25 protein-coding genes and 2 tRNA genes are annotated in these 26635 nt (G+C 70.4%); 8 read left to right on the top strand and 19 right to left on the bottom strand.

Translation table 11 applies throughout. The features are described from left to right. Positions 1–3: 3 nt before the first annotated feature. Positions 4–1188 carry a thiolase family protein gene (locus ACZ7CD_RS05050; protein ID WP_470378326.1) on the top strand — a complete coding sequence of 395 codons (1185 nt, stop codon included), beginning with the start codon at positions 4–6 and terminating at the stop codon, positions 1186–1188. A 127-nt stretch (positions 1189–1315) separates the two neighbouring features. On the opposite strand, the gene ACZ7CD_RS05045 is transcribed toward ACZ7CD_RS05050, so the two are convergent. Both ACZ7CD_RS05045 and ACZ7CD_RS05040 read right to left on the bottom strand, forming a co-directional pair. After that, entirely contained in the window at positions 1316–1957 is a 642-nt protein-coding gene (locus ACZ7CD_RS05045) for a putative glycolipid-binding domain-containing protein (RefSeq protein WP_360396919.1), read from the bottom strand. Next, positions 1958–2128, bottom strand: coding sequence for an antitoxin (locus ACZ7CD_RS05040; protein WP_360396920.1), 171 nt, complete (start codon positions 2126–2128; stop codon positions 1958–1960). Positions 2129–2292: 164 nt separating this feature from the next. Here ACZ7CD_RS05040 and ACZ7CD_RS05035 point away from each other — a divergent pair, with 164 nt between their 5' ends. Continuing rightward, positions 2293–3630: a BNR-4 repeat-containing protein gene (locus ACZ7CD_RS05035; protein ID WP_470378325.1), complete on the top strand. Its 1338-nt coding sequence runs from the start codon at positions 2293–2295 to the stop codon at positions 3628–3630. Positions 3631–3709: 79 nt separating this feature from the next. Here ACZ7CD_RS05035 and ACZ7CD_RS05030 read toward each other — a convergent pair whose 3' ends face one another. Then, positions 3710–4963 carry a thioester domain-containing protein gene (locus ACZ7CD_RS05030; RefSeq protein ID WP_470378324.1) on the bottom strand — a complete coding sequence of 418 codons (1254 nt, stop codon included), beginning with the start codon at positions 4961–4963 and terminating at the stop codon, positions 3710–3712. A gap of 309 nt (positions 4964–5272) precedes the next feature. Then, complete coding sequence (locus ACZ7CD_RS05025; RefSeq protein WP_360396923.1) at positions 5273–6478, bottom strand: DNA cytosine methyltransferase; 1206 nt, start codon at positions 6476–6478, stop codon at positions 5273–5275. Positions 6479–6538: 60 nt separating this feature from the next. Between ACZ7CD_RS05025 and ACZ7CD_RS05020 the strand changes: the two genes are divergently transcribed. Next, positions 6539–7291 carry a hypothetical protein gene (locus ACZ7CD_RS05020; protein ID WP_360396924.1) on the top strand — a complete coding sequence of 251 codons (753 nt, stop codon included), beginning with the start codon at positions 6539–6541 and terminating at the stop codon, positions 7289–7291. Positions 7292–7442: 151 nt separating this feature from the next. Here the strand turns inward: ACZ7CD_RS05020 and ACZ7CD_RS05015 are convergent, their stop codons facing one another. Then, a complete protein-coding gene (locus ACZ7CD_RS05015) occupies positions 7443–8684 on the bottom strand; it encodes a hypothetical protein (protein ID WP_360396925.1) in 1242 nt (413 codons plus the stop codon). 33 nt (positions 8685–8717) lie between these two features. On the opposite strand from ACZ7CD_RS05015, the gene ACZ7CD_RS05010 reads away from it, so the two are divergent. Next, entirely contained in the window at positions 8718–8930 is a 213-nt protein-coding gene (locus ACZ7CD_RS05010; protein ID WP_360396926.1) for a hypothetical protein, read from the top strand. A gap of 123 nt (positions 8931–9053) precedes the next feature. Here ACZ7CD_RS05010 and ACZ7CD_RS05005 read toward each other — a convergent pair whose 3' ends face one another. Next, positions 9054–9263: a hypothetical protein gene (locus ACZ7CD_RS05005; protein WP_470378323.1), complete on the bottom strand. Its 210-nt coding sequence runs from the start codon at positions 9261–9263 to the stop codon at positions 9054–9056. Positions 9264–9329: 66 nt separating this feature from the next. Here ACZ7CD_RS05005 and ACZ7CD_RS05000 point away from each other — a divergent pair, with 66 nt between their 5' ends. Further along, on the top strand, positions 9330–10163 hold the full coding sequence (locus tag ACZ7CD_RS05000; RefSeq protein WP_470378322.1) for an NAD-dependent epimerase/dehydratase family protein: 834 nt from the start codon (positions 9330–9332) through the stop codon (positions 10161–10163). On the opposite strand, the gene ACZ7CD_RS04995 is transcribed toward ACZ7CD_RS05000, so the two are convergent. Next, positions 10132–11061 (bottom strand): ribonuclease Z, encoded by a 930-nt coding sequence (locus ACZ7CD_RS04995; RefSeq protein ID WP_470378321.1) that lies wholly within the window; start codon positions 11059–11061, stop codon positions 10132–10134. The genes ACZ7CD_RS05000 and ACZ7CD_RS04995 overlap by 32 nt on opposite strands. A 23-nt stretch (positions 11062–11084) precedes the next feature. On the opposite strand from ACZ7CD_RS04995, the gene ACZ7CD_RS04990 reads away from it, so the two are divergent. Continuing rightward, the gene (locus ACZ7CD_RS04990; protein ID WP_470378320.1) at positions 11085–11903 is read left to right on the top strand and encodes a serine hydrolase domain-containing protein; all 819 of its coding nucleotides are present in this window, start codon (positions 11085–11087) and stop codon (positions 11901–11903) included. Here ACZ7CD_RS04990 and ACZ7CD_RS04985 read toward each other — a convergent pair. The 8 genes from ACZ7CD_RS04985 to ACZ7CD_RS04950 all read right to left on the bottom strand — a co-directional run bounded on the left by ACZ7CD_RS04985 (position 11887) and on the right by ACZ7CD_RS04950 (position 18354). After that, positions 11887–12219 carry a hypothetical protein gene (locus tag ACZ7CD_RS04985; protein ID WP_065915332.1) on the bottom strand — a complete coding sequence of 111 codons (333 nt, stop codon included), beginning with the start codon at positions 12217–12219 and terminating at the stop codon, positions 11887–11889. The two genes, ACZ7CD_RS04990 and ACZ7CD_RS04985, sit on opposite strands and share 17 nt — an antisense overlap. Before the next feature lie 419 nt (positions 12220–12638). Continuing rightward, a tRNA-Arg gene (locus ACZ7CD_RS04980) sits at positions 12639–12711 on the bottom strand. Positions 12712–12752: 41 nt separating this feature from the next. Beyond that, positions 12753–12842: transfer RNA gene (locus ACZ7CD_RS04975), tRNA-Ser, on the bottom strand. 155 nt (positions 12843–12997) lie between these two features. After that, complete coding sequence (locus ACZ7CD_RS04970; RefSeq protein WP_470369697.1) at positions 12998–14941, bottom strand: acetoacetate--CoA ligase; 1944 nt, start codon at positions 14939–14941, stop codon at positions 12998–13000. 77 nt (positions 14942–15018) lie between these two features. Then, on the bottom strand, positions 15019–15771 hold the full coding sequence (locus ACZ7CD_RS04965; protein WP_360396931.1) for an ESX secretion-associated protein EspG: 753 nt from the start codon (positions 15769–15771) through the stop codon (positions 15019–15021). Beyond that, positions 15768–17072: a PPE domain-containing protein gene (locus ACZ7CD_RS04960; RefSeq protein ID WP_360396932.1), complete on the bottom strand. Its 1305-nt coding sequence runs from the start codon at positions 17070–17072 to the stop codon at positions 15768–15770. Before ACZ7CD_RS04960 ends, ACZ7CD_RS04965 begins: the two co-directional genes overlap by 4 nt. Then, positions 17066–17578: a hypothetical protein gene (locus tag ACZ7CD_RS04955; protein ID WP_360396933.1), complete on the bottom strand. Its 513-nt coding sequence runs from the start codon at positions 17576–17578 to the stop codon at positions 17066–17068. The genes ACZ7CD_RS04960 and ACZ7CD_RS04955 overlap by 7 nt, the downstream gene beginning before the upstream one ends. A gap of 134 nt (positions 17579–17712) precedes the next feature. Next, positions 17713–18354: a dienelactone hydrolase family protein gene (locus tag ACZ7CD_RS04950; protein ID WP_360396934.1), complete on the bottom strand. Its 642-nt coding sequence runs from the start codon at positions 18352–18354 to the stop codon at positions 17713–17715. Positions 18355–18429: 75 nt separating this feature from the next. On the opposite strand from ACZ7CD_RS04950, the gene hisC reads away from it, so the two are divergent. Further along, positions 18430–19497, top strand: coding sequence for a histidinol-phosphate transaminase (hisC, locus tag ACZ7CD_RS04945; protein WP_458429738.1), 1068 nt, complete (start codon positions 18430–18432; stop codon positions 19495–19497). A gap of 53 nt (positions 19498–19550) precedes the next feature. On the opposite strand, the gene ACZ7CD_RS04940 is transcribed toward hisC, so the two are convergent. Then, positions 19551–20300, bottom strand: a complete 750-nt coding sequence (locus ACZ7CD_RS04940) for a sulfite exporter TauE/SafE family protein (RefSeq protein WP_470378319.1) — start codon at positions 20298–20300, stop codon at positions 19551–19553. Positions 20301–20429: 129 nt separating this feature from the next. After that, positions 20430–23621 carry a hypothetical protein gene (locus ACZ7CD_RS04935; protein ID WP_470378318.1) on the bottom strand — a complete coding sequence of 1064 codons (3192 nt, stop codon included), beginning with the start codon at positions 23619–23621 and terminating at the stop codon, positions 20430–20432. Positions 23622–23939: 318 nt separating this feature from the next. Here ACZ7CD_RS04935 and ACZ7CD_RS04930 point away from each other — a divergent pair, with 318 nt between their 5' ends. After that, on the top strand, positions 23940–24650 hold the full coding sequence (locus ACZ7CD_RS04930; RefSeq protein ID WP_360396938.1) for a class I SAM-dependent methyltransferase: 711 nt from the start codon (positions 23940–23942) through the stop codon (positions 24648–24650). 18 nt (positions 24651–24668) lie between these two features. Here the strand turns inward: ACZ7CD_RS04930 and ACZ7CD_RS04925 are convergent, their stop codons facing one another. Both ACZ7CD_RS04925 and ypfJ read right to left on the bottom strand, forming a co-directional pair. Continuing rightward, positions 24669–25181: a hypothetical protein gene (locus ACZ7CD_RS04925; RefSeq protein WP_360396939.1), complete on the bottom strand. Its 513-nt coding sequence runs from the start codon at positions 25179–25181 to the stop codon at positions 24669–24671. Between the two features lie 3 nt (positions 25182–25184). Beyond that, positions 25185–26087, bottom strand: coding sequence for a KPN_02809 family neutral zinc metallopeptidase (gene ypfJ / locus ACZ7CD_RS04920; RefSeq protein ID WP_360396940.1), 903 nt, complete (start codon positions 26085–26087; stop codon positions 25185–25187). Positions 26088–26635 lie beyond the last annotated feature (548 nt).

Genomic DNA, 26635 nt, shown 5'->3' with positions numbered 1-26635 from the left:
CCAATGGCCCGCGCTTTGATCCTCGACGCAGCCCGCACGCCGTTCGGCCGGTACCGGGGAGGGCTGTCCGGCATCCGGGTGGACGACCTCGCCGCTCTGCCCATCGTGGACCTGCTGCGCCGCTACCCCGGCCTCGACCTCGCGCGCATCGACGACGTGCTGCTCGGCGACGCGAACGGCGCGGGTGAGGACAACCGCAACGTGGCGCGCATGGCGGCGTTGCTGGCGGGGCTGCCGGTGAGCGTGCCGGGCGCGACGCTGAACCGGCTGTGCGCGTCCGGTGGCGAGGCGATCATCCAGGGCGCGCGGGCGCTGGTCACCGGGGACGCCGACCTGCTGATCGCGGGCGGGGTCGAGGGCATGAGCCGGGCGCCGTTCGTGACCGCGCGGCCGGACCGGGCGTTCCCCGACCGGCTGGAGACGGTGTCCACGGCGCTGGGCTGGCGGCTGGTGAACCCGCGGATGCCGCAGCACTACACGGTGCCGCTGGGGCTGGCCGCGGAGACCGTCGCCCATGAGCTCGGCATCACCCGTGAGCAGATGGACAACTTCGCGCTGCGGTCGCACCGGCGTGCGGCGGCGGCGTGGGACGCAGGCGTGCACGAGGGGTTCGCGTTCCCCGTGCAGCTGCCCGACGGCACGGCGGTGCGCCGCGACGAGAACGTCCGCGCCGACACGAGCGCCGAGAAGCTGGCCAAGCTCAAGCCCGCGTTCTCCGACACCGGCTCGGTGACCGCGGGCAACGCCTCGCCGCTGAACGACGGCGCGCTGGCCGCGTTGCTCGGCACGGAGGCGCTCGCGGCCGAGCTGGGCGTGGAACCGCTGGGCGAGGTGCTGGGCAGCGCCACGACCGGTGAGGAGCCGCACCGGTTCACCGTGGCGCCGGTGTCAGCGATCAGGAAGCTGCTGAAGCGCCTGCACCTCGACGCGGCCGACGTCGACCTGTGGGAGGTCAACGAGGCGTTCGCGGCCATGGCGCTGTCGGTGCTGCACCACCTGCCGGAGATCGACAAGGAGAAGGTCAACGTGCACGGCGGCGCCATCGCCTACGGGCACCCGCTCGGCGCCTCGATGCCGCGAGTGATCATCGACGTGTGCCGCCACCTGCGGCAACGCGGTGGCGGCGTGGGCATCGCTGCCGCGTGCGTCGGCGTGGGCCAGGGCGTCGCGGTGGCCGTGCGGGTCTAGTCGCCGGGTTTCGGGGGCGCGCCAGAACCGCGCGGGCCTGGTCGGCGGCCCGCGCCGGAACGGTTCCGCGTCAGGGCCGCCGAGCCCGCGATCGACCCGGAACCGCTCGCCGAGGTGTTCTGACCGGTCAGATGCGCTTCGAGATCAACGGGTACTCGAGCACCAGGCCGTTCTGGTCGACCTTGATGTTCTGCTCGAACCCGCCGCTCTTGAAGCGCACCACCGAGACCTCGTCGCCGACCGAGATCGTCTTGTAGGTCTGGGTGACCGCGCGCACCGTGAGGTCGGGCAGCGAGACCCGCACGACCGGCAGGTTGTGCTCGCCCTCCTCGCGGTGCAGGTCCAGCCGCCGGATCGGGATGGCGTTGAACAGCACGGAGAACTGCACGTCGACGTCGAGCGCGTCGTTGAACGTCTCGCGCTTGGCGCCCTGGCCGTGGTCGACGAGCCAGGCACCGTCCTCGGTGCGGCTGAGCGAGCACTGCCGCTCCTCCAGCACCGTGGCCGTGCGCAGCAGCAGCCGGTTGACCTGGCCGCTCTCGCCGACGGAGACCTCGAACGAGGCGTTGAACTGCTCGTCCGGCCCGGCGGCGACCAGCCGGCCGGAGGCGCGCAGGCGCTGGTCGTTCGACAGCAGCAGCCTGACCTGCTCCAGCCGGGGCTCGTGGAGCCCCTGCCAGGTGATCATCTCGGGCCGGCGTGCAGAAGGAGAGCGGGTCTCCCCGTTCGAGGTGACCCGCCCCGCGTCAGTGGCGTTGAAGGAGTTCACTCATCCACCTGGAAGGATGTCCTTGATCTTCTCGGCAACCGAGTCGACCTGCTCTTCGTGACCGAACTTCTGCGCGACGAAGTCAGCCGCCGCGTCGACACCCTTGTCGACCTGCTCGTGGTGCTGCTGAGCCAGGTCCAGGGCCTTGTTCTTGATCTCGTCGAAGTTCATGTGGTGCTCCTCCGCTCCTGACGCAGGGTACCCGAGGAGCCCCCGCGTGGTGATAGGCGCGATCACGCTGACTGCACCTGGACAAGTCGGCCCGGCGCAACCATGATGTGCCACGCCGCCGCCTGGTCGGCCGCCGTCGCGGCCAGAACCAGGAGGATCGCCCCATGACACGGCTCCTGCGTGGAGTTATGTCCGCAGCACTGCTGTTGCCGCTCGTCGCAGTCCCCCCGGCCAACGCCACGGCCGGGAAGCCCGGGAAGGCGGAGTTCGCGGTGACGACCACGGCCACGAACGTGGCGGCCCGCAGCGACCGCCGCCCCGTCGCCGGCGGGGTGCACGACCGGAAGGCCGGCAAGACGTTCATCTCGTGGGCGGGCCAGTACGAGGACAGCTACGTCCAGTCGTACGACCACCGCGCGGCCACCTGGTCGCCCCCGCACCGCATCGCCGACGGCGACTCGGACGCCCACAACTACCCGACGGTGGTCCAGGCCCGCGACGGCCACCTGCTGGTCTTCCGCGGCATGCACAACGTCGAGCTGCGCATGTCCCGCTCACCCCGGCCGCACTCGGCCGACGGCACGTGGGCAGAAACCGTGATCTCCAAGAACGCGGCCACGTACCCGATGCCGTTCGTGACCCGTGACGGCACGATCTACGTGTTCTACCGCGAGACCTCGGGCGACCTCGACCCGAACGTCCCCACCGACACCCGCCCGATGCTCTACGTGGTGTCGAAGGACAACGGCAAGACGTGGAAGAGCTCCACCGAGCTCACCGGCCACCCGTTCGCCATCGGCTCCACCGCGCGCGCCGACAACATGAACGAGATCTACATCGGTCAGCTCCGCCTGGAGGACTCGGGCCGCGTCCGCATCGCCTACACGCTCGCCGGCGGCGGCTTCGAGGGCCACAAACACGACCGCTACCACCGCAACATCTACTACACCTGGTTCGACCCCCGTGACCTGCACTTCTACTCGGCGTCCGGCCGCGACCTGGGCACCCAGGTGGACGACGCCGACCAGGAGTCGTTCCTGAAGGTCGCGGAGACCCCGCTGACCGTCCCGAACAACGTCAAGTCCCCCGACTACGTCCAGCAGGTCGGCACGGTGCTGGGCCGGCCGTTCGTCCTGTGGTTCTCCGGCGACCCCGACGGCGGCCCGCTCCGCAACCACCTCTCGACGTGGAACGGCCGGAGCTGGGACACCCGCGAGGTGGCCCGCGGCCTGCGCACCCGCGAGATCGAACCCGTGGACCCGCTCACCTGGCGCGTCTACTCGACCGAGGACGGCAAGCCGAACGTCCTGACCCACCTCGTGCGGTTCGGGCGGACCTGGGAGGCCGAGACGGTGATCCCGACGGCCAAGCCGGTGCAGCGCGTCGAGGTGGTGGCGAACTTCCGCGACCCGGCCAGGGCGATCTTCTCGGGCGCTTCGTCGCAGCGGGACGTGGCGGTGGCCGACGGGGACATCAGCGTGGTGGGGCTGGCCCGGCGTTGACCGGTTCCGGCCCATGAGACAGCAAACGCCCCCTGGACCGGCGCGGACCCAGGGGGCGTTCGTCTGTCAGGCGCTCAGATCAGGCGCCGGCCTTCTTGCGCCGCACCACGAACAGCGCGGCGACACCGCCACCGATGAGCACGAGGCCACCCACGAGCGGCCACAGGATCGAGGCACCGGTCGAGGCGAGGTCCTCGTCCGTGCCACCACCCGGAGCCGGCGGGGCCGTGGTCGTCGTGGTCGGCGGGACCGTCGTCGTGGTCGGCTGGGTGGTGGTCGTGGTGGTCGTCGTCGTGGTCGTCGGCGGAACCGTCGTCCCCGCGGTCCACTCGGCCCGAGCCGGCTTCTCGACCTTGACCTCGGAGGCCTTGGCGATCACCAGCGACTGGGTCTTCTGGTTCCTGTCCTCGGACACGAACAGCCGACCGGCCTGCAGCGAGGCCTCCGCCTTGACCGTCAGCTCGACCTTGCCGGGCTTGGCGTCGCCGGGCACGTCGACGTAGAACTCGGTGACCTTCTCGGCCGTGTCCTTGGCCTTGGCCGTCAGCTCGTCACCCGAGCTCGCGACGGCGAGCGGCTTGCGGTCCTTGTCCGTGATCGTGACGCCCTTGGGGAGCTTCGCGGTCAGCGTGATCTCGCCCGCGGTCGTGGTGACCGTGAACGGGCCGAGCAGCCCACCGGCCACACCCTTGACCTCGGCCGGCTCGACCTGCAGCGTCGGCTTCGGCTGGTCGTTCTTCAGGTCCTGGGCTTCCGCGAGGAACTTCTTGTAGAGCTTGACGAGGTCGGCGCCGCCGCCCTTCTCACCGCCGGCGAGCTCCCTGGCTTCGTCGAGCTGGGCGCCGTCGGTGAAGTGCCAGATCGCCGCCTGCGTGGCCGCGATGATCTCGCGGTCGTCGTACGGCTTCTTGCCGTCGCCGAACTTGTCGTTGACTTCCTTGACCGACTTGGTCGGGAACGAGTTGGTCAGGATCCAGAGGACCTTGCCCGCGTTGTCCTTGAACTTGGTGCTCGGGTTGGGGTGCTTGTCCCACGGCACCTCCTGGAGGGGCTTGCCCTTCTCCAGGTCGGTCGGCAGCTCCACGCAGTACGCCTGGAAGCGGCCCTCCTTGCCGTCTTCCTTGAGCTTGACACCGATCAGGCCGGTGCTGAACTCGTCGTTGTGCCGGGGAGGGGTGTTGCCGACCTTGGGCACGAGGTAGACGTCATGGCCGTACTGCCAGTCGCCCTCGATGGGCTTGACGACGACGTCGGCGAACGCCGCGGGGGTCGAGAGGGACAGGAGGGCGGCAGCGCCGAGAAGCGCCGCGCCGATCCTCAACCGGGAAGCCATGGGTCTCCTTGCTCGCTGAAGTTAGCCCGAACGCAGGAAAAGTCGAGTACTTCGGCCGGAGCGGTGGACACCGGAAGTCGACACCGAACCGACAGGAAGCGAGCGGGACGTTAGCCGATGGGGTGTCACCCGGTTGAGCGAGGTATGAAGATCGCATCATACATAACGTGAGCTGCCAAAACGTGCCAAAAAGGTCCACAGTGGATCGATGGCTGATGCATCGCTTTTGTCAGGTGACGATAAATTCGTTGCCCAACAGTTATCTTCCGCAGCGTCCTGCTACGTACCCAGAACGCTCGCGGTTCACTCTCAAGCCACCAATTCGGTAACGGCGGTGGGACGGATGTCACCAGGGCGCAATGAGGTGCCGCGCAGGCAGAGGTCGCGGGGCTCGGGGCGCTGACCGGTGAGAATCCACTTCGTCAGGCCCGCGAGCTGGTAGGCGATGAGCGGCGGAACGGCATCTCCGACGTGCCGGTAGGCGTTGCCGAGAATGGAGACGTCGAACTTGAACTGCCGCGGGAAGCCCTGCAGCAGCGCCATCTCCCTGACCGTGCAGAGTCGGTGCTGTTCGGGGTGGGCATAACGGCCGTTGCCGACGTGGCCGCATTCGCGCTTGATGGTGCGGGCCGGTTCGTCCCACCACATCCGGCCGTACACGTCCGGGTGAGAACCCCAGTTCTGCTGCTCGACGATTTTGCGTTGTGCGGGATTCAGCAGCTCCGCGGTTTCCGGTGAGCGCAGCAGGTCGGCCCACGAACCGCCGTCCGCGGGGATGGCGCGCATCCGGTCGAGGCTGCGGTCCTGGGAGAAGGTCGGCGACACGTGGATCGGGTCTTCGGGGTGCGCGAGACCGGCCTCGACGGGCGGCAGCTTGCCGATCGCGCGGCGGACCGTGGCGGCGGCCGGGCGCAGCTGCAGGCCCTCCCACACGTCGTGCAGCGTGCGCAGGGGCAGGCCGGCGTCCACGGCCACCATCAGCGACCGCTCGCGCAGCTGGGGCAGGCCGTAGTCGGACAGCAGGTGGGTGCCGCCGGTGACGTCGTAGCCGAGCTCGGTCAGCGAGTCGGCGAGCTGGTCGAAGTGGTGGCGCTGCTTGCCCTTCACCAGCTCGCGGGCGTTCTCCACCAGGATCGTCCTGGGCCGCAGCTCCTCGGCGTAGACGGCGATCCGGCCCACCAGCGAGTTGCGCGGGTCGTCGCGCAGGTGGTTCGCGGCGGTGATGCGGCTGAAACCGGAGCACGGCGGGCACGCCAGCAGCACGTCGAGCTCGCCGCGGCGCAGGCCCCAGACCTCGCGCAACGCCGAGGGCGAGATGCGGGCGAGGTCGACCTCCAGCGGATCGACGCCGATGTTGGCCCGGTAGGTGTCGTTGCAGCGCAACGAACCGAGGCGCGACGAGGGCTTGCCGATCTGCGCGTCCGCCGCGCCGACGACCCGGAAGTCGCGGTGGGCGTGGAAGCCGAAGCTCATCCCGCCCGCACCGGAGAAGATGTCGGCCACCGAGAAGGACACGGCGAGATCGTACGGGCGCGGCTTCTCATGGCTTTGCCGGACATCCCGTAGGTTTCCCGCATGGAACTGCCGCGTGCCTGGCAACGGCCTGACCCGTTGCGCGGACTCGACAGGATTTCCTGGGTCGAGGTCTACGACGGCCGGGGCGGCGCCGAACGGCTGCCCGGTCTGCTGCGCGCGTTGGTGGACCCGTCGCCCGAGGTCAGGCTGGAGGCGTTCACCTCGCTCGCAGACCGGCTGCTGACCGACGACACGGTGTCGGAGGCCTCGTTCTGCGCGGTGCCGTTCCTGGTCGAGCTGGGCGCCTCGTACAAGGTGGCCGCCGACGTGCGGGACCGGGTCATCTTCCTGCTGGCCGCGCTCGCGTTGGCGGGCAAGGGCTTCACCGAGGAGGGCCGGCGCACCCACCGGCGGTGGAACGCGCTGGGCCGCGAGCTGCCGAGGACAGCGCCGGACTGGCTCACGCAGACCCGGCACGCCGTCGCCCAGGGCGCGCCGAAGATCTTCGAGGCGCTGGCGTCGGAACGGGTCGGGTGCCTGGTGGCGCTCGCGTGCGCGGTGCCGGAGCGGCTGCCGTCGTTCGTCGTGGGGCTGATGCAGGACGTGCTCGACGACGAGGACGAGATGCTCGCCGAGGCCGCTGAGATCGCTCTCGCGCTGCTGAAGCGGACACCGGAGCTCGTGGAGTCGCAGCCGAAGGTGCTCGGCGAGGGACTCGTGCGGCCGGCGCACCAGCCGCGTGAGGTCACCGCGGCGCTGCTCGGCTACCAGCTCGCCCTCACCGCCGCCTACGGCGACGAGGGCGCCTGGTAGGTGCACGCGGGGAGCTTTCGTACTCTCCTGGCGCACGAAAGGCCCCCGCGTGCGCCGACAACGTCCCGGCGACGAGGGCGCCTCGTGAGTGCACGCGGGGAGCTTTCGTACTCTCCTGGCGCACGAAAGGGCCCCGCGTGCGCCGACAGCGTCAGGCGATGACGGCTTCCTGTTCGAGAGGCTGGTCGAGCGGCTGGGTGTCCTCGACGGCGATCGCGGGTTCCAGGGCACCGAGACCGGTCCCCCACTCCTGGTCGGCCAGGGCGAACGCCGCCACGGTCAGCGCGGCCACCGGCGCGCCGACCGGCATGTTCTCCCGGTGCAGGTCCAGGTCGAGCCGGCCGCCGATCGGGGACGGGCTGAGCCGCAACGTCGCGTGCGCGGGCTCGTCCTGGTGCGCCAGGCGGCACGCCCAGCCGGTGAAGACCAGCCGCCGCTCGTCGACCTCGGTGGGCTGCACCGCGCGGACGTTGGCACCGACCGCGCCGGAACGCAGGCCGTCCGCCGCCGCCAGCACGAGCTCCTCGAACTGCATCGACGAGACGCCGAGGTCCCAGCCGGCCACCAGGGCCACCTGGACCAGGGCGAGCGGCAGCGACGGGACGGCGTCCTCGAAGCACACCATCGCGCCGCCGTAGCGGGTGTTGATCTCGGTCGGCAGGAAGCCGTCCTCGGTCGCGATGCCGTCGAGCGTGAACGTGCCGCGGTAGTCGACCGTGGAACGCAGGTGCTCGCCGACGCGCCGCGCGAGGTTGCGCATCTGGTCGCGGATCCACACGGGCGGGTCGTAGAACGACGCGCAGCCCGCGTACAGGAACTTGGCCTGGCCCTGGCGGCGCGGCACGACCATCTCGATCGGGCGCAGCACCGCGGTGCCGTCGGGGAACACGATGCCGTGCACGCTCACCGGGATGCCTTCCAGGAACGGCATCACGCGCACCTGCTCGCACTTGGGCGCGAGCACGTCGAAGGCCTCCTTGGCCTCCTCGTAGGACCGCACCCGGCGCACGAAGTTCGCGCCGCCGTTGATCGCGGGCCCGTCACCGGACCACACGACGCCGGCGCCGCGGTCCAGGATCTCCGAGGCGCCCCAGAGGCGTTCGAAGTCGAGGTCGAACACCAGCGCGGGCGCACGCGGGGCGGAGAGCTCGTCCCAGAGCGCGTCGATGGTGGTCTTGTTCTCCAGTTCGACCCACTCGCGGCGGCGCGCGTTGAGGACCGGACGCCCCTGGAAGGTGTCGATCTCGTTGTAAGGCGTGCTGATGACGACGGCCTCCGCCGCCGGGTCGAAGTCGCCCAGGATCCCGCGCACCTCGGCGCTCGGCTTGGTCAGCAGCTTGCCGAGACGGCGCTGCTCGACCGCGACGAAGCCGCCCTTAATGCCCAGCGACACCCAACGGGCGATCTCGGAATCATGAAGCGGAGCATGATCATCGGTATCCAGCACGAGCGTATGGCGGGCACCGAGCGCATGGAGCTCATGCGCGCGTTTCGCCAGACGCGTACCACCGGCCAGCACGACCAACCGGTCACCGAACAATCCGCCCAAGCGCTCGTTGAGCGCTGCGAAGACATGATCCATCGCCGAAAACCCGCTTTGAGAAGAAGCAGAAGGATGCGACCGGCGATCGCCGGGTGACGCGTAGCGTAGAGCCACCCGGTATGCGTGTCGAAGCACGGTCCGGCAACGGCCGGATGAATGTTGCGGCGGGCCCGTCAGCGCAGGCCCTGCCACAGGTGGATCGGTGTTCGATCTTCCGCTCTACAGCGAGCGCGCCGCGTCCCGGAGGACCTGGTCAACGCGGTTGAGGAAGCTGCGCTGGGGGTTGATCGCGGGCAGCGGCGTGGTGAGCTCGGCGGGACCGGGCGCGGGTGCGGCTCCCACGATGTCGGCCACGTTGCGCAGGAACTCCTGCCGCTTGCACTCCTGCACGGCCACGTCGTGCAGGAGTCCGGCGATGCTTGTGTGCACAGCGCGATGGGGGTAACTCACACGTGTGTTATCGGCCCAACCTTGGTGGACCTTTAGGGTCATCTCGTGCGAGTTCTGGTGACCGGTGCCACTGGGTACGTGGGTCGATTTGTGGTGCGTGAGCTGCGGGTTCACGGACATGAACCAGTGGTGTCCCGTCAACGTGTATTGGAGCCGTTCCACGTTCCGGACGCCGACGCCGTCATCCACCTGGCTGGTCTTGCTCGGGTGCGGGAGTCGTTCCGAGATCCACTGGGCTACTGGGAGACCAACGTCGGCGGGACGCTGAACCTGCTGAAGGCGTTGCGCGGCCAGCGGTTCCTCCTCGCGTCGACGGCCGGGGTGTACCGCCCGTCGGACGCGCCGCTGACCGAGGAGTCGGTCCGGGAGCCCTCCTCCCCCTACGCGGCGTCGAAGGCGGCCTCCGAGGACCTCGTGGCGTGGACGGCGCGGGCGGGCCGGATCGGGGCGGCCACGCTGCGTTTGTTCAACGTCGCTGGAGGGGGTGACACCGACACCACTCGGGTGATCACGCGGGCGGTCGCCACGGCGGCCGGGCGGGGACCGGGCATGGAGGTCTACGGCGACGGGTCCGCGGTGCGCGAGTTCGTCCACGTGCGGGACGTCGCCACGGCCTTCGTGACGGCGCTGGAGACGTGCGAGGTCGGCTCGTCCACCGTCTACAACGTCGGCGGCACGTCCGCGTCGGTGCGGGAGGTGCTGGACACCGTCGAGGCGGTCACCGGGCGGTCCGTGGACGTGACCTGGCGGCCCGCGAACCCGGACGAGGTGAAGGCCCAGCGGGCCGACGTCTCCCGGCTGCGGTCGCTGGGCTGGACGCCGGCGCACTCCTCGCTGGAGGAGATCGTCAGCGACCAGTGGGCCGCGGTGGACCGCTGACCCGCTTCGGCACCGGGACGCGGTCGAGGTCCTTCGCCACGACGATCTCGCCGTCGAACTCCGCGGCCGCCTCGGCGTGGAACTCGGCCGGGTCGTCGTAGCGCTGGGAGAAGTGGGTCAGCACCAGCGTGCGGACCCCGGACTCCTGGGCGACGCGGGCGGCCTGCTGGGCGGTGAGGTGGCCGTGGTCGCCGGCGAGCCTGGTGTCGCGGGCGAGGTAGGTCGACTCGATCACCAGCAGGTCGGCCCGGTCGGCGAGCTCGTAGACGTTGTCGCAGAGCCGGGTGTCCATGACGAACGCGAACCGCTGGCCGGGTCGCGGCTCGCTGACGTCGACGAGGCGCACCCCGTTGAACGCGCCGTCGCGCTGCAGTTCGCGCACCTGCGGGCCGCGGATGCCGTGCTCCTCCAGCTTCTCCGGCAGCATCCGGTGCCCGTCCGGTTCGACCAGCCGGTAGCCGAACGAGTCGATGCCGTGGTCGAGCCGGTACGCCTCCAGCCGGCCGAACTTCCCCTCCGCCACGAGCCCGTCGGCGTCGACCGGCTGCTCCTGGACGTCCGCGGCGTCGTAGAAGACGCTCGCGTGCCGGAGGCGTTCGAAGAAGTGGGCGCCCGACCGCGGGAAGTGCGCGTGGACGGTGTGCGGCACGCGGTCGAGGCTGAGCCGCTGCACGATGCCGGGCACGCCCAGGCAGTGGTCGCCGTGGAAGTGGGTGATGCAGATCCGGGTGATGTCGCTCGCAGCCGCGCCCGAGCGCAGCAGCTGGCGCTGAGAGCCGTCGCCGGGGTCGAACAGCAGGCCTTCGCCGTCCCACCGCAGCAGGTAGCCGTTGTGGTTGCGCTGGCGCGTGGGGACCTGGCTGGCCGTTCCCAGGACGATCAGTTCCCGGACTGTCACCCCCGAACGTTAACGTCTGTCCCATGCAGAGCGTCGAAGTGGCAGCGTCGTGGCCGGCCGAGAACGTGGCCGTGGCCGTCGTGTCCGGCGGGACCGTGGTGGGGCCGCTGGGCGACCAGCAGCGCGTGTTCCCGCTCGCGTCGGTCACGAAGCTGCTGACGGCGTACGCGGTGCTCGTGGCCGTCGAGGAGGGCGCGGTCGAGTGGGACCAGCCCGCGGGGCCGCCGGGGGCCACCGTGCGGCACCTGATCGCGCACACGGCCGGGTACGCGTTCGACAAGCCGGAGGTCCAGGCAGAGCCGGGGAAGCGGCGGATCTACTCGAACGCGGGCTTCGACGTGCTGGCCGCGTTCGTCGGCGACGCCTGCGAGATCCCGTTCCCGCAGTACCTGCACGAGGCCGTCTTCGCGCCGCTGGGCATGACCTCCTCCGCGCTGGTCGGCAGCGCCGGCGCGGGCGCCGAGTCGAGCGCGGCCGACCTGGCGCTGTTCGCCGCGGAGCTGCTGGCGCCGAAGCTGGTCTCGGCCGAGCTGGTGCGCGAGGCGACCTCGGTGGTCTTCCCCGGACTGAACGGCGTGCTGCCCGGCTACGGCATGCAGAAGCCGAACGACTGGGGCCTCGGCTTCGAGATCCGCGACGGCAAGTCGCCGCACTGGACCGGCCTGACCCACTCGCCGCGCACGTTCGGCCACTTCGGCCAGTCCGGCACGTTCCTGTGGGTCGACCCGGACCTCTCGGCGGCCTGCGTCGCCCTGACCGACCTGCGCTTCGGCCCGTGGGCGGTCGAGGCGTGGACGCCGTTCTCCGACGGGGTGCGCGCGGAGCTCAGTCGGCGAGCCTGAGGGCGAGCTGCTTGAGCACGTCCTGGACGTCGGCCTCCTCGCAGTCGTTCTCGTAGGCCTGCGCGACCCCGTGGAACGCGTAGAGCAGCCCCGCGGTGAACCACCCGAACTGCGACAGCACCTGGTCCATCGCCTGCTTGAGAGCCTGGGCGCCGGCCTCGTTGAGCTCGCCGTCGACCTTGACCTCGTAGCTGAACACGCCTTCCTGCAACGACTTGAGGGCCGTGCGCAGGTAGTCGCTCGACTCGCCCGCCTCGGCGTCGTAGGTGAGCGTCAGGACGCCGAGCGCCCGCTGCATGATCTCGCGCTGATCCACGCCGTGAACTCTGCCGCAGGCACCACCCTCGGCGCATCCACGAATAGCACGCTCCGCACCACGGGACCGCACGGACCCACCTCGGGGTGGGACTGCGTCGGCGCGCCAGCGCCACGCAGTCCGGGGGTCCGGGGGCGAAGCCGCCCGGCTGGGGTGTGGGGGCTCGGCCCCCAAAAAACCGAGAGAGCCCCTGTTTGCGCTTTCCGCAAACAAGGGCTCCCGCGATCACGAATGGCACGCTCCGCACCACAGGACCGCACGGACCCACCTCGGGGATGGGACTGCATCGGCGCGCCAGCGCCACGCAGGCCGGGGGTCCGGGGGCGAAGCCGCCCGGCTGGGGTGTGGGGGCTCGGCCCCCAAAAAACCGAGAGAGCCCCTGTTTGCGCTTTCCGCAAACAGGGGCTCCCGCGATCGAGTGCGCTCGGCAGGATTCGAACCTGCAACCTTCTGATCCGTAGTCAGATGCTCTATCCGTTGAGCTACGAGCGCGTATCTTCAATTATAACCGATCCCCTAGAGGCTCGGCCTTGCGGAGGCTCCGGGATTTGAACCCGGGATGGGGGGTTACCCCAAACCGCATTAGCAGTGCGGCGCCATAGACCAGACTAGGCGAAGCCTCCCGGGACCATCCTCGGCCACGGGACATAGGTTACACAGGTCTTCAACCGAGTTGCAAAACGCCCCCCTCCTTGCCTGAAACCTGCTGGTCAGAGCATGTTCACCAGACCGGAGAGGGGCGTAAAACCGCTGGTCGCGCGGAACGGAGTGACCTAGATCATTCCGAGGCGAGTTCCAGGAAGGGTTGGAGGGACTCGGGATTGCGCAGGGCGTCGCGGCTGACGGCCTGGTCCGGGTCGGCGCCGGCGAGGATCTTCTTGACCGGCACCTCGCACTTCTTGCCGTTGAGGGTGCGCGGGATCTCGGTGACGGCGACGAAGCGGTTCGGGACGTGGCGTGGGGACAGCGAGGAGCGCAGTTCTTTGCGCAACAACGGTTCCACGTCCGCCAGGGTGACGCCGTCGAGGACGACGAAGCAGAGCAGTTCGCCCTCGGTGACGCCGGAGGTGTCGATCACCAGGGAGTCGACGACGCCCTCGACGGACTCGACGACGCGGTAGAACTCGGAGGTGCCCATGCGGACGCCGCCGCGGTTCAGGGTCGAGTCGGAACGGCCGTAGATCACGGCGGAGCCGCGCGGGGTGATGCGGATCCAGTCGCCGTGGCGCCAGATGCCGGGGTAGGTGTCGAAGTAGGCGTCGCGCAGGCGGGTGCCGTCCTCGTCGCCCCAGAAGAAGACCGGCATGGACGGCATGGGCCTGGTGATCACGAGTTCGCCGACCTCGTCCACCAGCGCGGTGCCGTTCTCGTCGAAGGCCTGGACGGCGGCTCCGAGGGCCCGGCAGGACAGTTCGCCGAGCCACACCGGGCGGTCGGGCGAGGCGGCGACGAAGGCCGTGCAGAGGTCGGTGCCACCGGAGACGGAGGCGATCTGGACGTCCTTGCCCACGGCGGAGGCGATCCAGCGGAAGCCCTCCGGGGTCAGCGGGGCGCCGGTGGAGCCGACGACGCGCAGGGCCGTCAGGTCGTAGTGCGCGGCGGGTTCCAGGCCTTCCTTCAGGCACGACTGGACGTACGGCGCGGAGGTGCCGAAGTAGGTGACCCGGTGCTGTTCGGCCAGGTGCCACAGCGTGGACAGCGACGGGTGGGCCGGGCTGCCGTCGAACAGGACGATCGTGGTGCCGACCAGCAGGCCGGACACCAGGTAGTTCCACATCATCCAGCCGGTGGTGGTGAACCAGAAGAACCGGTCGCCGGGGCCGAGGTCGCTGTGCAGGGCCAGCATCTTCAGGTGTTCCAGCACGATGCCGCCGTGGCCGTGCACGATGCCCTTGGGCAGGCCGGTGGTGCCCGACGAGTAGAGCACCCAGAGCGGGTGGTCGAACGGCACCGGCGTGAACTCCAGCGCGGCGCCCTCGTTGGCGGCCAGCAGTTCCGCGTACGACAGGGTGTCCGGCAGGGTGGCGCCGTTGTCCAGGTAGTCGATCAGCACGGTCGCGCGCAGCGACGGGATCTGCGAGCGGATCTCCTCGACGACCGGGCGGCAGTCGAACGACCGTCCGTTGTAGACGTAGCCGGAGACGGCGACGAACACCACCGGCGAGATCTGGGTGAAGCGGTCGGCGACGGCGCGGGAGCCGAAGTCCGGGGAGCAGGACGACCACGTGGCACCGAGCGAGGCGGCGGCCAGGAAGGCCACCAGTGCCTCGGGGGCGTTGGGGACGAGTGCGACCACCCGGTCGCCCGCACAGACGCCCAGGGAGGCCAGTGCGGCGCGGAAGGCGGCCACCCTGGACCGCAGCTCGCCGTACGTCAGCGAGTGCGTCAGGCCGTCCTCGCGGTGGAAGATCACGGCGAGGTCGTCGTCACCGCCGCGGCGCAGCGCGTGCTCGGCGTAGTTCAGGGTGGCGCCGGGGAACCAGGACGCGCCCGGCATCTCCGCGGCGGCCAGCACGCGTTCGGCCGGCGAGTGGAACGACACGTCGAAGTACGCGGCTATGGCGCCCCAGAACCCCTCGAGGTCGGAGACGGACCACTCCCACAGCGACTCGTAGTCGGGGAAGTCGTGGCCGCGGTCGCTCAACCACGACCTGAAGGCGGTCATCCCGGTGGCCCTCGTGGGGTCCGGGCGCCACAGCAGTTCGACGTCGGTGTCGGTCATGCCCCAATGTCTAGCTGGTGGAACGCGCCTCGTCCATGTGGTGTTCGCGGACAAGGACGCGGCCGGCGGTGTGGGGCTCAGCCGGCCAGCAGCTCGTCCACGGCCGAGGTCAGGCGGGCCTGGTCGGCGGGGGCCAGCACGAGCCAGCCGTCGTGCTTGCGCAGCAGGTAGCGGCCCTCGCGGGTGTCCAGCCAGGACACCGAGCGGCCGGTCGGGCGGGGCACGCCGTCGCGGTTGCGGGCGGTGAGGCCGAGCTCGCCGCCGCCGATGCGGGAGGTGACGATGCGCATCAGCGTGTGGGCCTCCGGTTCGCGGATGCCCGCGTCGCGCAGGACGTCCAGGAACGCCTGCACGCCTTCGCGTTCACCGGCCTCGCCCGCGCGCAGGTAGTCGTCCCAGCGCACGTTGACCGAACGGCCGCTGCCCGGTGCGAGGCCGGGCAACGACGAGACGGTGGCCGAGGCCAGCGCGTTGGGGCGGAACTCGCGCAGGTGGACCTGGTCGCCCACCCGCGCGGCGAACGACCCGCTCCAGCCGGCGCACGCGAGTCCGCGCGCCAGCTCGGTTCCCTTGAAGTACGCGATCTCGAGCGCCCGGTCGAACTCACCGAGGCCGCTGACCAGCGTCCGCAGGTAGTCGTCCGGGCGGTCGATGGTGCCGAGCCCCCTGGCGTAGAGCGTCTGGGAGCTCTGCTCGGCGAGCCGCCGCCGGGCCGCTCGGGTGGCCCCGACGTGGGGCGTTCCGAGCGGCACGACGCGGTCCTCGCCGTGCACGGCCTGCCACAGCAGGAAGAACTCCTGCGTGCTGACCGTGAAGCGTCTTTCGTTCACTGACCGATCACCGGCGGGGCCGCCTTGCGGTCCAGGCCGAAGACGTTGTCGTCCTCTTCCAGGTAGCTCGCGCTCTTGTGCTCGCGCTCGTCGTTCTGGCCACCGGCCCCCGGTGCGCCGGCCGCCATCGGCGCGGCGCCCATGGCGAGCGGGTTCTGGAACGCCCTCGTCTGGTTGCCGGTCGCCGCGGACGACGCCGCTGCCGCGGCACCCGCACCGGAACGGCCGTCACCGACCACGCCGGCTCCGCCACCGGACGACATGCCGCCGCCGGTGCCGGTACCGGCACCGGTCTGGTTGCCCTGGTTCGCGGCGGGCACGCGGCCGAAGCCCATGCCACCGGTGAAGCCACCGCCACCGCCACCACCGCGGCCGCCGCCTCCGAAGCCACCGCCGCCACCACCGCGTGACGGGGTGGTGTTGCCCCGGTTCGGCGCGGGCGTCGGCGCGACCGCTCCGGCACCGCCGGCGCCGGCGGTCGTGGCGTCCGGGGTCGAGGGCGTGCGGGTGCCGGTCGTGGAGTCGGCGAGCACCGGGTTGACCGGGTTCACGGGAGGCGTGAACTGCGACGGCACGGTCTGGTCGACCGCGGCCGAGTTGCGCTGGAACGCCGCCATCACGTCCGCGGCACGCCGGTGCGACGCGTCGTTGGCCGCGAGGGCGTCGACCGCGCTGGTGCCGACGGTGCCGAAGCCCGCGAACGACCCCTGCTGGGCGAGGAGCCGGTTCTGCTCAGGCGTGTACATGCTCTGGTCGGCGACCGCGTGGAACTCCTGCGGCTCGCGCAGCCGCGAGACCAGCGCCGGACGCGGCTCCACGACCGCGTCCGTCGGGACCGGGGGCTCCGGCGCCTTCGGCGGTGGCGGCATCGCGGCCCGCGCGGCCTCGACGTTGCTGGTCTCGGTGGTGATCGCCGACGACACCTTCTGCGCGTAGCTCGCGGTGTCGTGCACCCAGTTGGTGACCTCGGTCAGGCCGTCGCGGGCCAGCCGCGCCGACTCGCCCTCCCAGCCGACCGTGGAGTCCTCGACGGCCTTGAGGAGGTTCTCGCGGACGCCCGCGATCTCCTCGCCGATCTTGTTCCAGCTGGTGGCGGCGGCGTTCGCGCTCTCCAGGTTCACGCCGGTGTGCACCATGTTGTAGAGCTGCTCGTGGGTGTAGGTCATCCAGTCGACCGGCTCGTGGATGTCCTCGCGGTCCCACTTGTCCTTGCCGTCGTGGCCGTGACCGCCGTTGCCGCCATGACCGTTCCCGCCGCCATGGCCGCCGTTGCCGCCGCCGTGCCCTCTCTGGCTCACCACGAACCCCCGTGCTTCTTCATCTGCCGCTCGGCCTCTTCGTCGGCCCGCTGGGTCTCGTCGCGGTTCTTCTTCAGCGCGTTGCTGATGTCGCCGAGCACGTCGTAGAGGTCCAGCAGCGCCTTGACCGCACCGGAGTCCTCACCGACGGCGATGTCGCGGAACCGCGCGCTGATCGCGTGGGCGACCGGGTTGTCGCCGAACTGCAGCGGCGTCGCCAGCTGGTTCTTGGCCCGTTCCCACAGCGCCATCACCTGGTCGCGCGCGTCGTCGACGGCCTTGATCAACGCCTCTGCCGCGCCGGCGTCGAGCTGCAGCCGCCCGCTGTCCGCGGCGTGGTCCAGCTTCGCCGCCGCGTAGCTCGCCGCGGCCTTGTCCACCAGCATCTCCGTCTGGAGTGCCGGTTTCGCCGCCGCGAGCTGGTCCGCGGTGATCGGTGTGGTCGTCGCCGTGCTCACAGCGGGCGTCTCCGCGCCCGTCTGCGTGCCTGTCCCGGTGCCTTCAGCCATCCTCACAACCCCCTGCACTGCTTGGTCGTCACCGCAGCACTGGGTGTTACGCAGCGCTACACCCAGTCAGCCGTCCGAAGCACTCCTTAGATGTACCCGGACGACGGTTCGGTTCCAATCCGCCGTAAAGACTCTTACCTCATATGTGCGTCGAACCAGTTCAACGCGCGAGCCCGCGCTTCGTCACTCGATGCCCCGAAACGGACCACGTCAGACGCGGATTCCGAGCTCGCTACGGCATCCCGCAGCTTGTCGACCTCCTCGGACTCGCCTTCGCGGTAGATTCCGAGCCACGGGCACGAGAGGTCGCCCGCCACGTCGACGAGCGCGGGCAGACCGTCCGAGAGCGGTTCGAGGACGCCGGGCGCCTGCACGGTGACGGCCGCCCCGATCGTGCGGCTCGCGGCCACCACCATCGCGACGGTGCCGCCGACGTCGAAGCCGAGCACGCCCATCCGGTCGGCGCTCACGCCCTGCTGGCCCAGCCAGACGAACGCGACGTCGGTGTCCTCCAGCAGCCGGTCACCGGAGAGCTTGCTGACCTGGTCCCTGATGTCGTCGCCGTGCACGCGGTCGGCCTCGTACAGGTGCGGTGCGACGGTGAGCCAGCCCTCCGCGGCGAGACCGCTGACGAGCGACTTCACCCGCGTCGTGATGCCGCGGGCCTCGTGCAGCACCACCAGACCGCCCCGGACGGCACCGTCGGGTTCGGCGATCGTCACCCGCAGCTCACGGCCGTCGGTCAGGGCAAGCGTCTCGACACGGGTAGTGGTCATGAACCCACCCTCGCACGACGGGGTGAACTCCAGTCAACGTGACCAATCGGACGGAGCAATGCGAGGATCGGGAGCATGACCGTGCGAACCCGCGCTGACCTGGCGTCCCTGCCCTCCTACGTGCCCGGCAGGACCATCCCCGGCGCCATCAAGCTCGCGAGCAACGAGGTGTCCGCCGGCCCGCTGCCCAGCGTGGTCAAGGCCGTCGCCGAGGCCGCCACCGGCATCAACCGGTACCCGGACTCCGGCTGCGTCGAGCTCACCGGCCGCCTCTCCGACAAGCTCGGCGTCCCTGCCGACCACCTGGCGATCGGCTGCGGCTCGGTGACCCTGTGCCAGCAGCTCATCCAGGCCACCTGCACCCCGTCCGACGAGGTGCTGTTCGCGTGGCGGTCGTTCGAGGCGTACCCGATCGTCACCCACGTCGCGGGCGCGCGGCAGGTCCGGGTCCCGCTGACCGCCGGGCACGTCCACGACCTGGACGCGATGGCGGCGGCGATCACCCCGGCCACCCGGATGGTGTTCGTCTGCAACCCGAACAACCCGACCGGCACGGCGCTGCGCACCGAGGAGATCGAGGCGTTCATCGACCGCGTGCCCTCCGACGTGCTCGTGGTGATCGACGAGGCCTACAAGGAGTTCGTCGACGACGCGCACATCCCCGACGGCGTCGAGCTGGCCAAGCAGCAGTGGGCGCAGGGCCGCGACAACGTGGCGGTGCTGCGGACGTTCTCCAAGGCCTACGGTCTCGCCGGTCTGCGCGTCGGCTACGCGGTGGCGCCGCCGGCCGTCGCCGAGGTGCTGCGCAAGGTGTACGTGCCGTTCTCCGTGAACTCGCTGGCCCAGGTGGCGGCGATGGCGTCGCTCGACGCCGAGGACGAGCTGATGATCCGCTGCCGGGCGATCGTGGCGGAGCGGACGCGGGTGCGCGGCGAGCTGCTGGCGATGGGCTACGACGTGCCGGAGTCGCAGGCGAACTTCGTGTGGCTGCCGCTCGGCGAGCGCACGGCCGCGTTCAACGAGCACTGCCTGGCGCACAAGGTCGTCGTGCGCGCGTTCGTCGGCGAGGGCGCTCGGGTGACGATCGGTGAGCCGGACGAGAACGACGCGTTCCTGGCGGCGGCACGCGCGTTCGTGGCGTGAGCTGCCTGAACTGACCGGGCCACGGGCTCCTGCCGTCCGGCGGGGGCCCGTGGCTACTTCGTGAGCAGCTGCACGATGGCCGCCACGCCGACCACGACGATCACGCCGCGCAGCACCGTCGGCGACAGCTTGCGGCCCACCTTCGCGCCGATCTGACCGCCGACCACGGAGCCGATGGCGAGCAGCAGCACGGCTTCCCAGGCGACGTCGGCGATGAAGATGAACAGGACACCGGCGATCAGGTTCACGAACGCGGTCAGCACGTTCTTCAGCGCGTTCATCCGTTGCAGGTGCTCGTTGAGCAGCACGCCCATCATGCCCATGACCAGCACGCCCTGCGCCGCGCCGAAGTAGCCGCCGTAGATGCCGGCCGCGAAGACGCCGAGCCACAGCAGGACGCCGCCGTCCCCGTTGCCGCGCCGGTCGGCGAGCTTGCGGTTGAGCCACGGCTGGATGACCACGAGCACCAGCGCGATGACGATCAGCACCGGCACGATGGCGGCGAAGGCCTTGTCGGGGAGCGTCACCAGCAGGATCGCGCCGACCACGCCACCGAGGATCGAAGCCGGCAGCAGGCGGGCGATGCGGGACTTCTGCCCCTTGAGCTCCTCGCGGTAGCCCCAGGCGCCGGACAGCGAGCCGGGGACGAGGCCGAGCGAGTTGGAGACGTTGGCGACCACCGGCGGGTACCCGACGGCGAGCAGCACGGGGAACGTCACGAGCGTGCCGCTGCCGACGACGGTGTTGATGCCGCCTGCGAACACACCCGCGATGACCACCACGACTGCTTCCCAGACCGTCATGCCACCCCCAGGATCAGAAACGTTTAGCGACGCTAACACTCCGTCCCGGACGACGCGTTGTGGCTCTCACGACAACGGGGCGGTGCTCCGAAGAGCACCGCCCCGTTGTTCCGCCTCAGAACGCCCGGCTCAGCCCAGGGCGGGCTTGCGCCGCAGCGCCGCACCGGCGAGCACGAGCAGCGCACCGAACAGCACGAGGCCGAGCACGCTCACGCCCGTGTCGGCGAGCGCGGCGGTGTTGCGGGCAGGAAGCGCGGTGGCGTTCCCACCCGTCGCCGCACCGGGACCGGCGCCGGCTCCCGTTCCGTCACCACCGGGGGTGGTGGCGAGGTCGGGGTCGGCGACCTCCTGCCCCGGCTCGACCCACAGCCACGCCGGGTACTCCTCGCCCTTGACGTTGGCGAACGGCGGACTCTCCGACCAGTCGTTGAGCAGGCGCCACGGGCCGACCACGACCGGCGTGTACGGACCGACGGGCAGGTCGGGGAACACCCAGCCGCCCTCGGCGTCGGTGGTGGCGCGGGCGACCGGCTGGTTCGTCCACGGGTCGAGCAGGACGACCTTCACGTTCGCCACCGGCTTCTGGTCCGGGTACTGGCCGGTGACCACGACACCGCGGAAGGTGTTCGTCTCGCCGACGACCTTCACCGAGGCACCCACGAACGGGTTGCCCTGGGCCTGCTCAGGACCGAACGAGCAGCTGGTGGCGACCTGGCCGTGGTTCTCGGCCCCGGCCGGCATCGGCGTGCTGACGTGCACCTGCTGCGTTGCTCCCGGCGCGAGCGCGACGCCCGCCGCGCCCTCGGCCAGCGCACCCCAGTCCGCGGAGGCGTTGCCCAGGTACGGGCTCGAACCGCCGTAGCACCAGGCCTTCACCTGGAGCGCCTGCGTGCCCTCGTTCCTGAGCGACACGGTGAGGCCGACGCGCTCGCCGCGCTGGAAGGACGGCTGGTCGAACGTGATCGACGCCTTCAGCGCGTCGGACAGCGGGCGGACCATCCTGATCTGCGCGGTGCCCTCGTCACCGGGGTTCACGACGAAGTCCGGGTCGCCGTCGGCGACAACCCAGTCGGTCTCGTTGTTGAACCGGTTGCTCGCGTTGTACCGGCCGGCTGCCAGACCGGTGAACCGGACCCGGCCGTCGGCGCCGGTCGTGCCCTGCACGTTGCGGTACGGCTTGCCGCCACCGACGTTGACGTTGCTGCCCGCGAGCTCCTCGCCCGCGTCGAGCTGCCCGTTGAGGTTGCGGTCGCCGTAGACGGTGACGGTCGCGGACCCGGTCGCCCAGGTGACGGCGGCCGAGGCCTCCGCCTCGTTGTTCGCCGGGTTCTTGTCGCAGCACCAGCCGTTGGCGACGCGCACCTTGAACGCGATCCGGTCGGCCGGGCCGTTCTGGCCGTAGTCTTTGATGGTGCCGGTGAGCGTGATCTGCCTGCTCTCACCCGGCCACAGGCTGAAGCGCTCGTTCAGGAACTTCGGCAGCGCGATGTGGTCGAAGCTCGGCTCGCCCTGGGCCCAGTCGTGCAGCAGCCAGCCGGGCACGGGACCCGTTCCGGTGCCGGCGTTCTCGACCTTGATCGTCATCTGCACGGGGTCGCTGAAGTCGTAGGTCGCCTTGTCGAAGGTGACCGAGACCTTGAGGTCCTGGGCGTCGACCGACGGGTCGGCGACCTGCGGGCCGGGAACGACGGTGAGGTCGACGACCACGTTCTCGCCGCCGACCACGGTGACCGGCTTGCTCGTGCCGCCGTCGGCGAACGACCACGGGCCGACGACCCGGATCGCGACCGGGCCCTGCCGCAGGTTCGGGAGGGTGTAGGAGCCACCGGTCAGGGTGGTGCCCAGCACGCGGCCGTTCGCCGGGTCGACGGCGACGAGCTTGACCGAGTCGTTGCCCGGCCGGTTCAGCCAGCCGCTGACCGACCCGAACGCGCCCACGACCTCGGCGCCGAAGGTGAGACCGGGGTCGCCGGCGACCGGTCCGCCGGACGGGACGTCGACGTTGCGGCCGTCCACGCTGAACGCGCAGGCGAAGTAGACCTTGCCGGCCTGGAAGGCGGCGTCCGGCACCACGTCGGTGACGGTGACGGTCCTGCTCTGCCCGGCCGGGATCGAGATGCCCTGGCCGTCGGGCGAGACCTCGGCCCAGCCGGGGCCGGTGCCGTCCAGCACGGTCGGGTCGTTCTCCGGGTCGCAGACCCAGACGAGGTGCTCGATCGGCGCGGTGCCCGAGTTCGTCAGCGTGACCGAGACGGCCAGCTGCTCGCCCTTCGCGTACTTCGGCTTGTCGAAGCGGTAGCCGGTGAGCCGCAGCGACCGCGACAGCGGCGGCGCGGTGACGAGTGCGGTCTCCGTGGTCTGACCGGACTTCACGACGATGGTCTGGCCGGCCTTGAGCTGCTGGCCGCTGATGTCGTTGCTGCTCAGCCTCGCCTGGTAGGTGCCTGCGGGCAGACCGGAGATCCAGAAGCGGCCGTTCTGGTCCGTGGAGAAGGTCGGGAACGGCAGGGACGTCGCGCCGGTCAGCTTCAGCTGCTTGTGCGCCAGGCCCTCGCCCGCGTCCGCGACACCGTTGCCGTTCTTGTCCTCGTAGACGACGCCGGTCGCCGTGCCGCCGTTCACCGCGATCCTCGCGGTGTCGGTCGCGTAGTTGTCGTTCGGCGTCGGGTCGGTCGTGCCCTCGGCGTAGGTCCGCATCCCGAGGCGGACCCGGGTGCTGTTGTACTGCGCCGTGGCCCCGAGCTTGATGGTCTTCGTCTCCCCCGGCGCCAGGTTCGGGCGGGAGACCAGCTCGTCCACGCCGGTGGTCAACCACATCTCGCCGGGCTCGCTCGCGAACCGGACCTGGTTGGCGGGCGCGGTGCCGGAGTTGCGCACCGTCACCGTGATGGCGAGCGGCTTGCCCAGCTCGTACTCGTCGCGGTCGAAGTCCACGGTGAGCTTGAGGTCCGGCGTGGCCGCGGCCTGTTCGGCCTTCTGCTCGGCCTGCGGCTGCACCGCGGGCGGCTGCGCGTCACTCGACGGCGGCGTGGCCGTCTCGGACGGTGCCTCCACTGGCTCCGGCTTCTCGGTCGGCTCCGGCTTCTCGGTCGGCTCCGGCTTCGCGGCCGGCTCCGACGGCGGGGTCTCGCTCGGCGTCGACGACGGCGTGGTCGTCTCGGCAGGTGGTGGCGGTGTGGTCGTCTCCGACTGGGTCGGAGCGGTGCTCGTCGGCTCGTCCTGCGCGGACGCGGTGGCGGCCGAACCGCCGAACGCGAGCACGGCTGCGGTGGTCAGCGCCGTGAACCTGAGCAGGGCACGGCTGACCGATCTTTCGGACAATGGATCCCCCAAGACCCCATGTGATGAGTGGTCCGCCGGCGTCAGAGCCCCCGCACGCGCCCGCAGGACGACGGGAAAGTACCCCAACGTCCGGTGTGGTGGGAAGTGTTCGCCACGACACGGCCCGCCATGCGCACCCGGAGCCGTGCGCCGGTCGGTAAAACCGCTTCGCTTCACGGCGCGGTCGTGGTTGAGTGGACTACTCCACGCGCTCTACGAGACAAGGTCGATGCCATGGGCAGCCCCGGACACACCGGGCCGCTCCGCAGTGCCCGGTGACATTCGCTCATCTTCCGTGCGATCACCAGGAGCATCACCTTGACGTGGTACACCACCTTCTTCACCGATCTCGCCAACACCTTCTGGCGCGGTGCCGTTCCCCCTTCCGCCACCACCGCGGAGATCGACTTCGTGACCCGGTTCGCCCCGGCCGGCGCACGGGTGCTGGACGCGCCGTGCGGCAGCGGGCGGCACAGCGTCGAGCTGGCCGGCCGCGGCTACCGGGTCACCGGGCTCGACATCTCCGCGGAGGCCATCGCGCACGCCCGTTCGTCGTCCACGGCCGTGGACTGGCGGCTGGGCGACGTGCGGGACCTGGCAGCAGAGGGCGTGGTCGCCGACCTCGCCCTCTGCATGGGCAACAGCCTCGGGTACCTGGAGCACGACGAGAACGCGCGGTTCCTGGCCGACCTGGGCCGGGTGGCGCCCGTGCTCGTGGTCGACTACAGCTGCGCGGCCGAGTCGTTGCTGCCGTCTCTGCCGGGCGAGATCCGGCTCGCGGCGGACGGCGTCGAGATGGTCGCCGTCAACACCTACGACGTGGCCTCCGGCCGGTTGCTGATCGACTTCACCTTCACCTCGGGTGAGCGGACGCAGCGCTCGACCGCGGTCCAGCACGTCTACACCGCGGCCGAGCTGACCCGGATGCTGCACGCGGCCGGGTTCTCGTCGGTCGAGCTGTGCGGCGACGTCGACGGCAGCGCGTTCCGCCTCGGCGACCACCGCCTGCTGGCGGTGGCCCGCCGCTGAACCGGAGCGGGGCGGTGCTCAGTCCTCGTACGCGGGGTCGGGCACCGCCCTGCACCACGCGTCCTCGAACTCGCGTTCGGGAATCTCCATCGGCACGTACTGCGGGTCGTGCAGGTCGATCGGCGGGTTGATCGGCCAGCCCTCCATCGTGGAGCTGAGCAGCGTGCCGTCCGCCTTCACCTCGACCTGCCGCAGCTGCCGGCCGTCCTCGCCGATCTCCAGCAGGTAGGCGGTGCCCTGGTCGAACGTGCGCAGGTACACCCGCTCTCGCCCGGCCAGCACGCCGAACCCCGGCTGGTCGCGCTGCCGCAGGCGGTCGTCCCGCATGCGGCGCAGCACCGGGTCGCCGTCCACGTCCCTGAGCTCGAACTCCTCGAGCCCCCACTCCTCCGCCTGCCGCACCGCGTCGGGGTTCGTGATCACCTCGACCTCGGCGAGCGTGCGCACGATCTGGTCGGCCGAGTCCGCCCAGATCCACCACGACAGGCCACCCATGCCGTAGTCGTGCAGGACGAGGAAGCGCTTCTGCAAAGCTCAGCCCAGGTTGTTGGTGTCGAACGTGTTGCAGCGGGCCGGGTCGCCGGTCTGCAGGCCGGTCGTGAACCACTTCTTGCGCTGCTCGGAGCTGCCGTGGCTGAACTTGGTCGTGTCGACCTGCCCGCCGCCGAGCTCGCGCTGGATGAAGTCGTCACCGATGCGACCGGCCGCGTCGAGCGCGGCGTCGACGTCCTCCTGGGTGATGTTCGTGATGAGCGGCTGGCCGTTGGCGGTCGGCGTCTTGGTGGCGGCGTTGCCCCACGCGCCCGCGTAGCAGTCGGCCTGCAGCTCCAGGCGCACCGAGTCGGAGGTCGGGCCGGTGCGGGTGCTCACCCGGTCCGAGGTGCCGAGCTGGTTCTGCACGTGGTGGCCGTACTCGTGGGCGAGGATGTAGGCCTCGACGAACGGACCGCCCTTCGCGCCGAAGGTCGTGCGCATCTCGTTGAAGAAGTCCAGGTCGATGTACACCTGGGAGTCCGCGGGGCAGTAGAACGGGCCGACCGCGGAGGTCGCGTTGCCGCAGCGGGTGTTCACGCTGCTGCGGAAGAAGTTGGTCCTGGTGACCTGGTAGGTGCGGCCGGAGCGGGAGAACTGGTCGGTCCAGAAGGCCTGGATCGAGTTGATCGTGGCCAGGACCCGGCAGTCGCTGTCGCGGTTCGCGTCGGCGCCGGTCTTGCACTTCTCCGCCAGCTGACCCGACTCCACCTGCGTGCCGGGGTTCACGTTGCCGCCCTCCAGACCGCTCGTGGGCAGCTGGATGCCGGTGAACTGCTGGATCAGGAAGAAGACGATCAGGCCGACCACCCCGAGGCCACCGCCGACGCCGGCGACGCGGCCGCCCACCCCCCGCTGGTCGGAAACCTGCGAAGCGTCGAGTTCCGCACCTTCGTTGAACTGCACCGCGCGCCTCCTGACAAGGACCCCGTGACGCGGCAAACGATAGAGCACCGGGCGTGCTCGGGGGATTTACGCGCCCAGGAGCTGAACGTGCCTCGGTGCGGCGCCCGACATCGGGGCACCGCACCGAGGACTTCCCATGTGGTTGCAGCGACTACGGCCTACGGCGGTTGGCGTGGCGCCCGACCGGTGACGCCATGAGACGAAACCGAAGTCGAGCTCAACAGCGTCGAGATGCGCCGAGCGACACCTGATGGTGCCTGGGCACCCGAAACCCCGTTCGGAGTTGCTACACGGTCGCGATCGGTCCGGTTACGGCCGGGCCGCTCGCGGGGATGCAACAGACCGCGTTTCGCCACAGCGAGGAGATACCTGCACAGCACCACCTACCCCTTCTGGGCGTGGCCTCCGGTTCAGATCTTCACGTACCGGCTGCCAGCTCGTATTCGACTATGCGCTTGATCGCCGCATTTCTCAACACCTCACGACGAACCTGAATTGGTGAAGTCGGACGGGTGACCTGCGGAGATCGACACTGCGGACCGCAATCG

The sequence above is a fragment of the Lentzea sp. NPDC036949 genome, from assembly GCF_055608075.1.
Note: the sequence above shows the minus strand (reverse complement) of the source record. Positions and strands in the feature narration are given on the sequence as shown.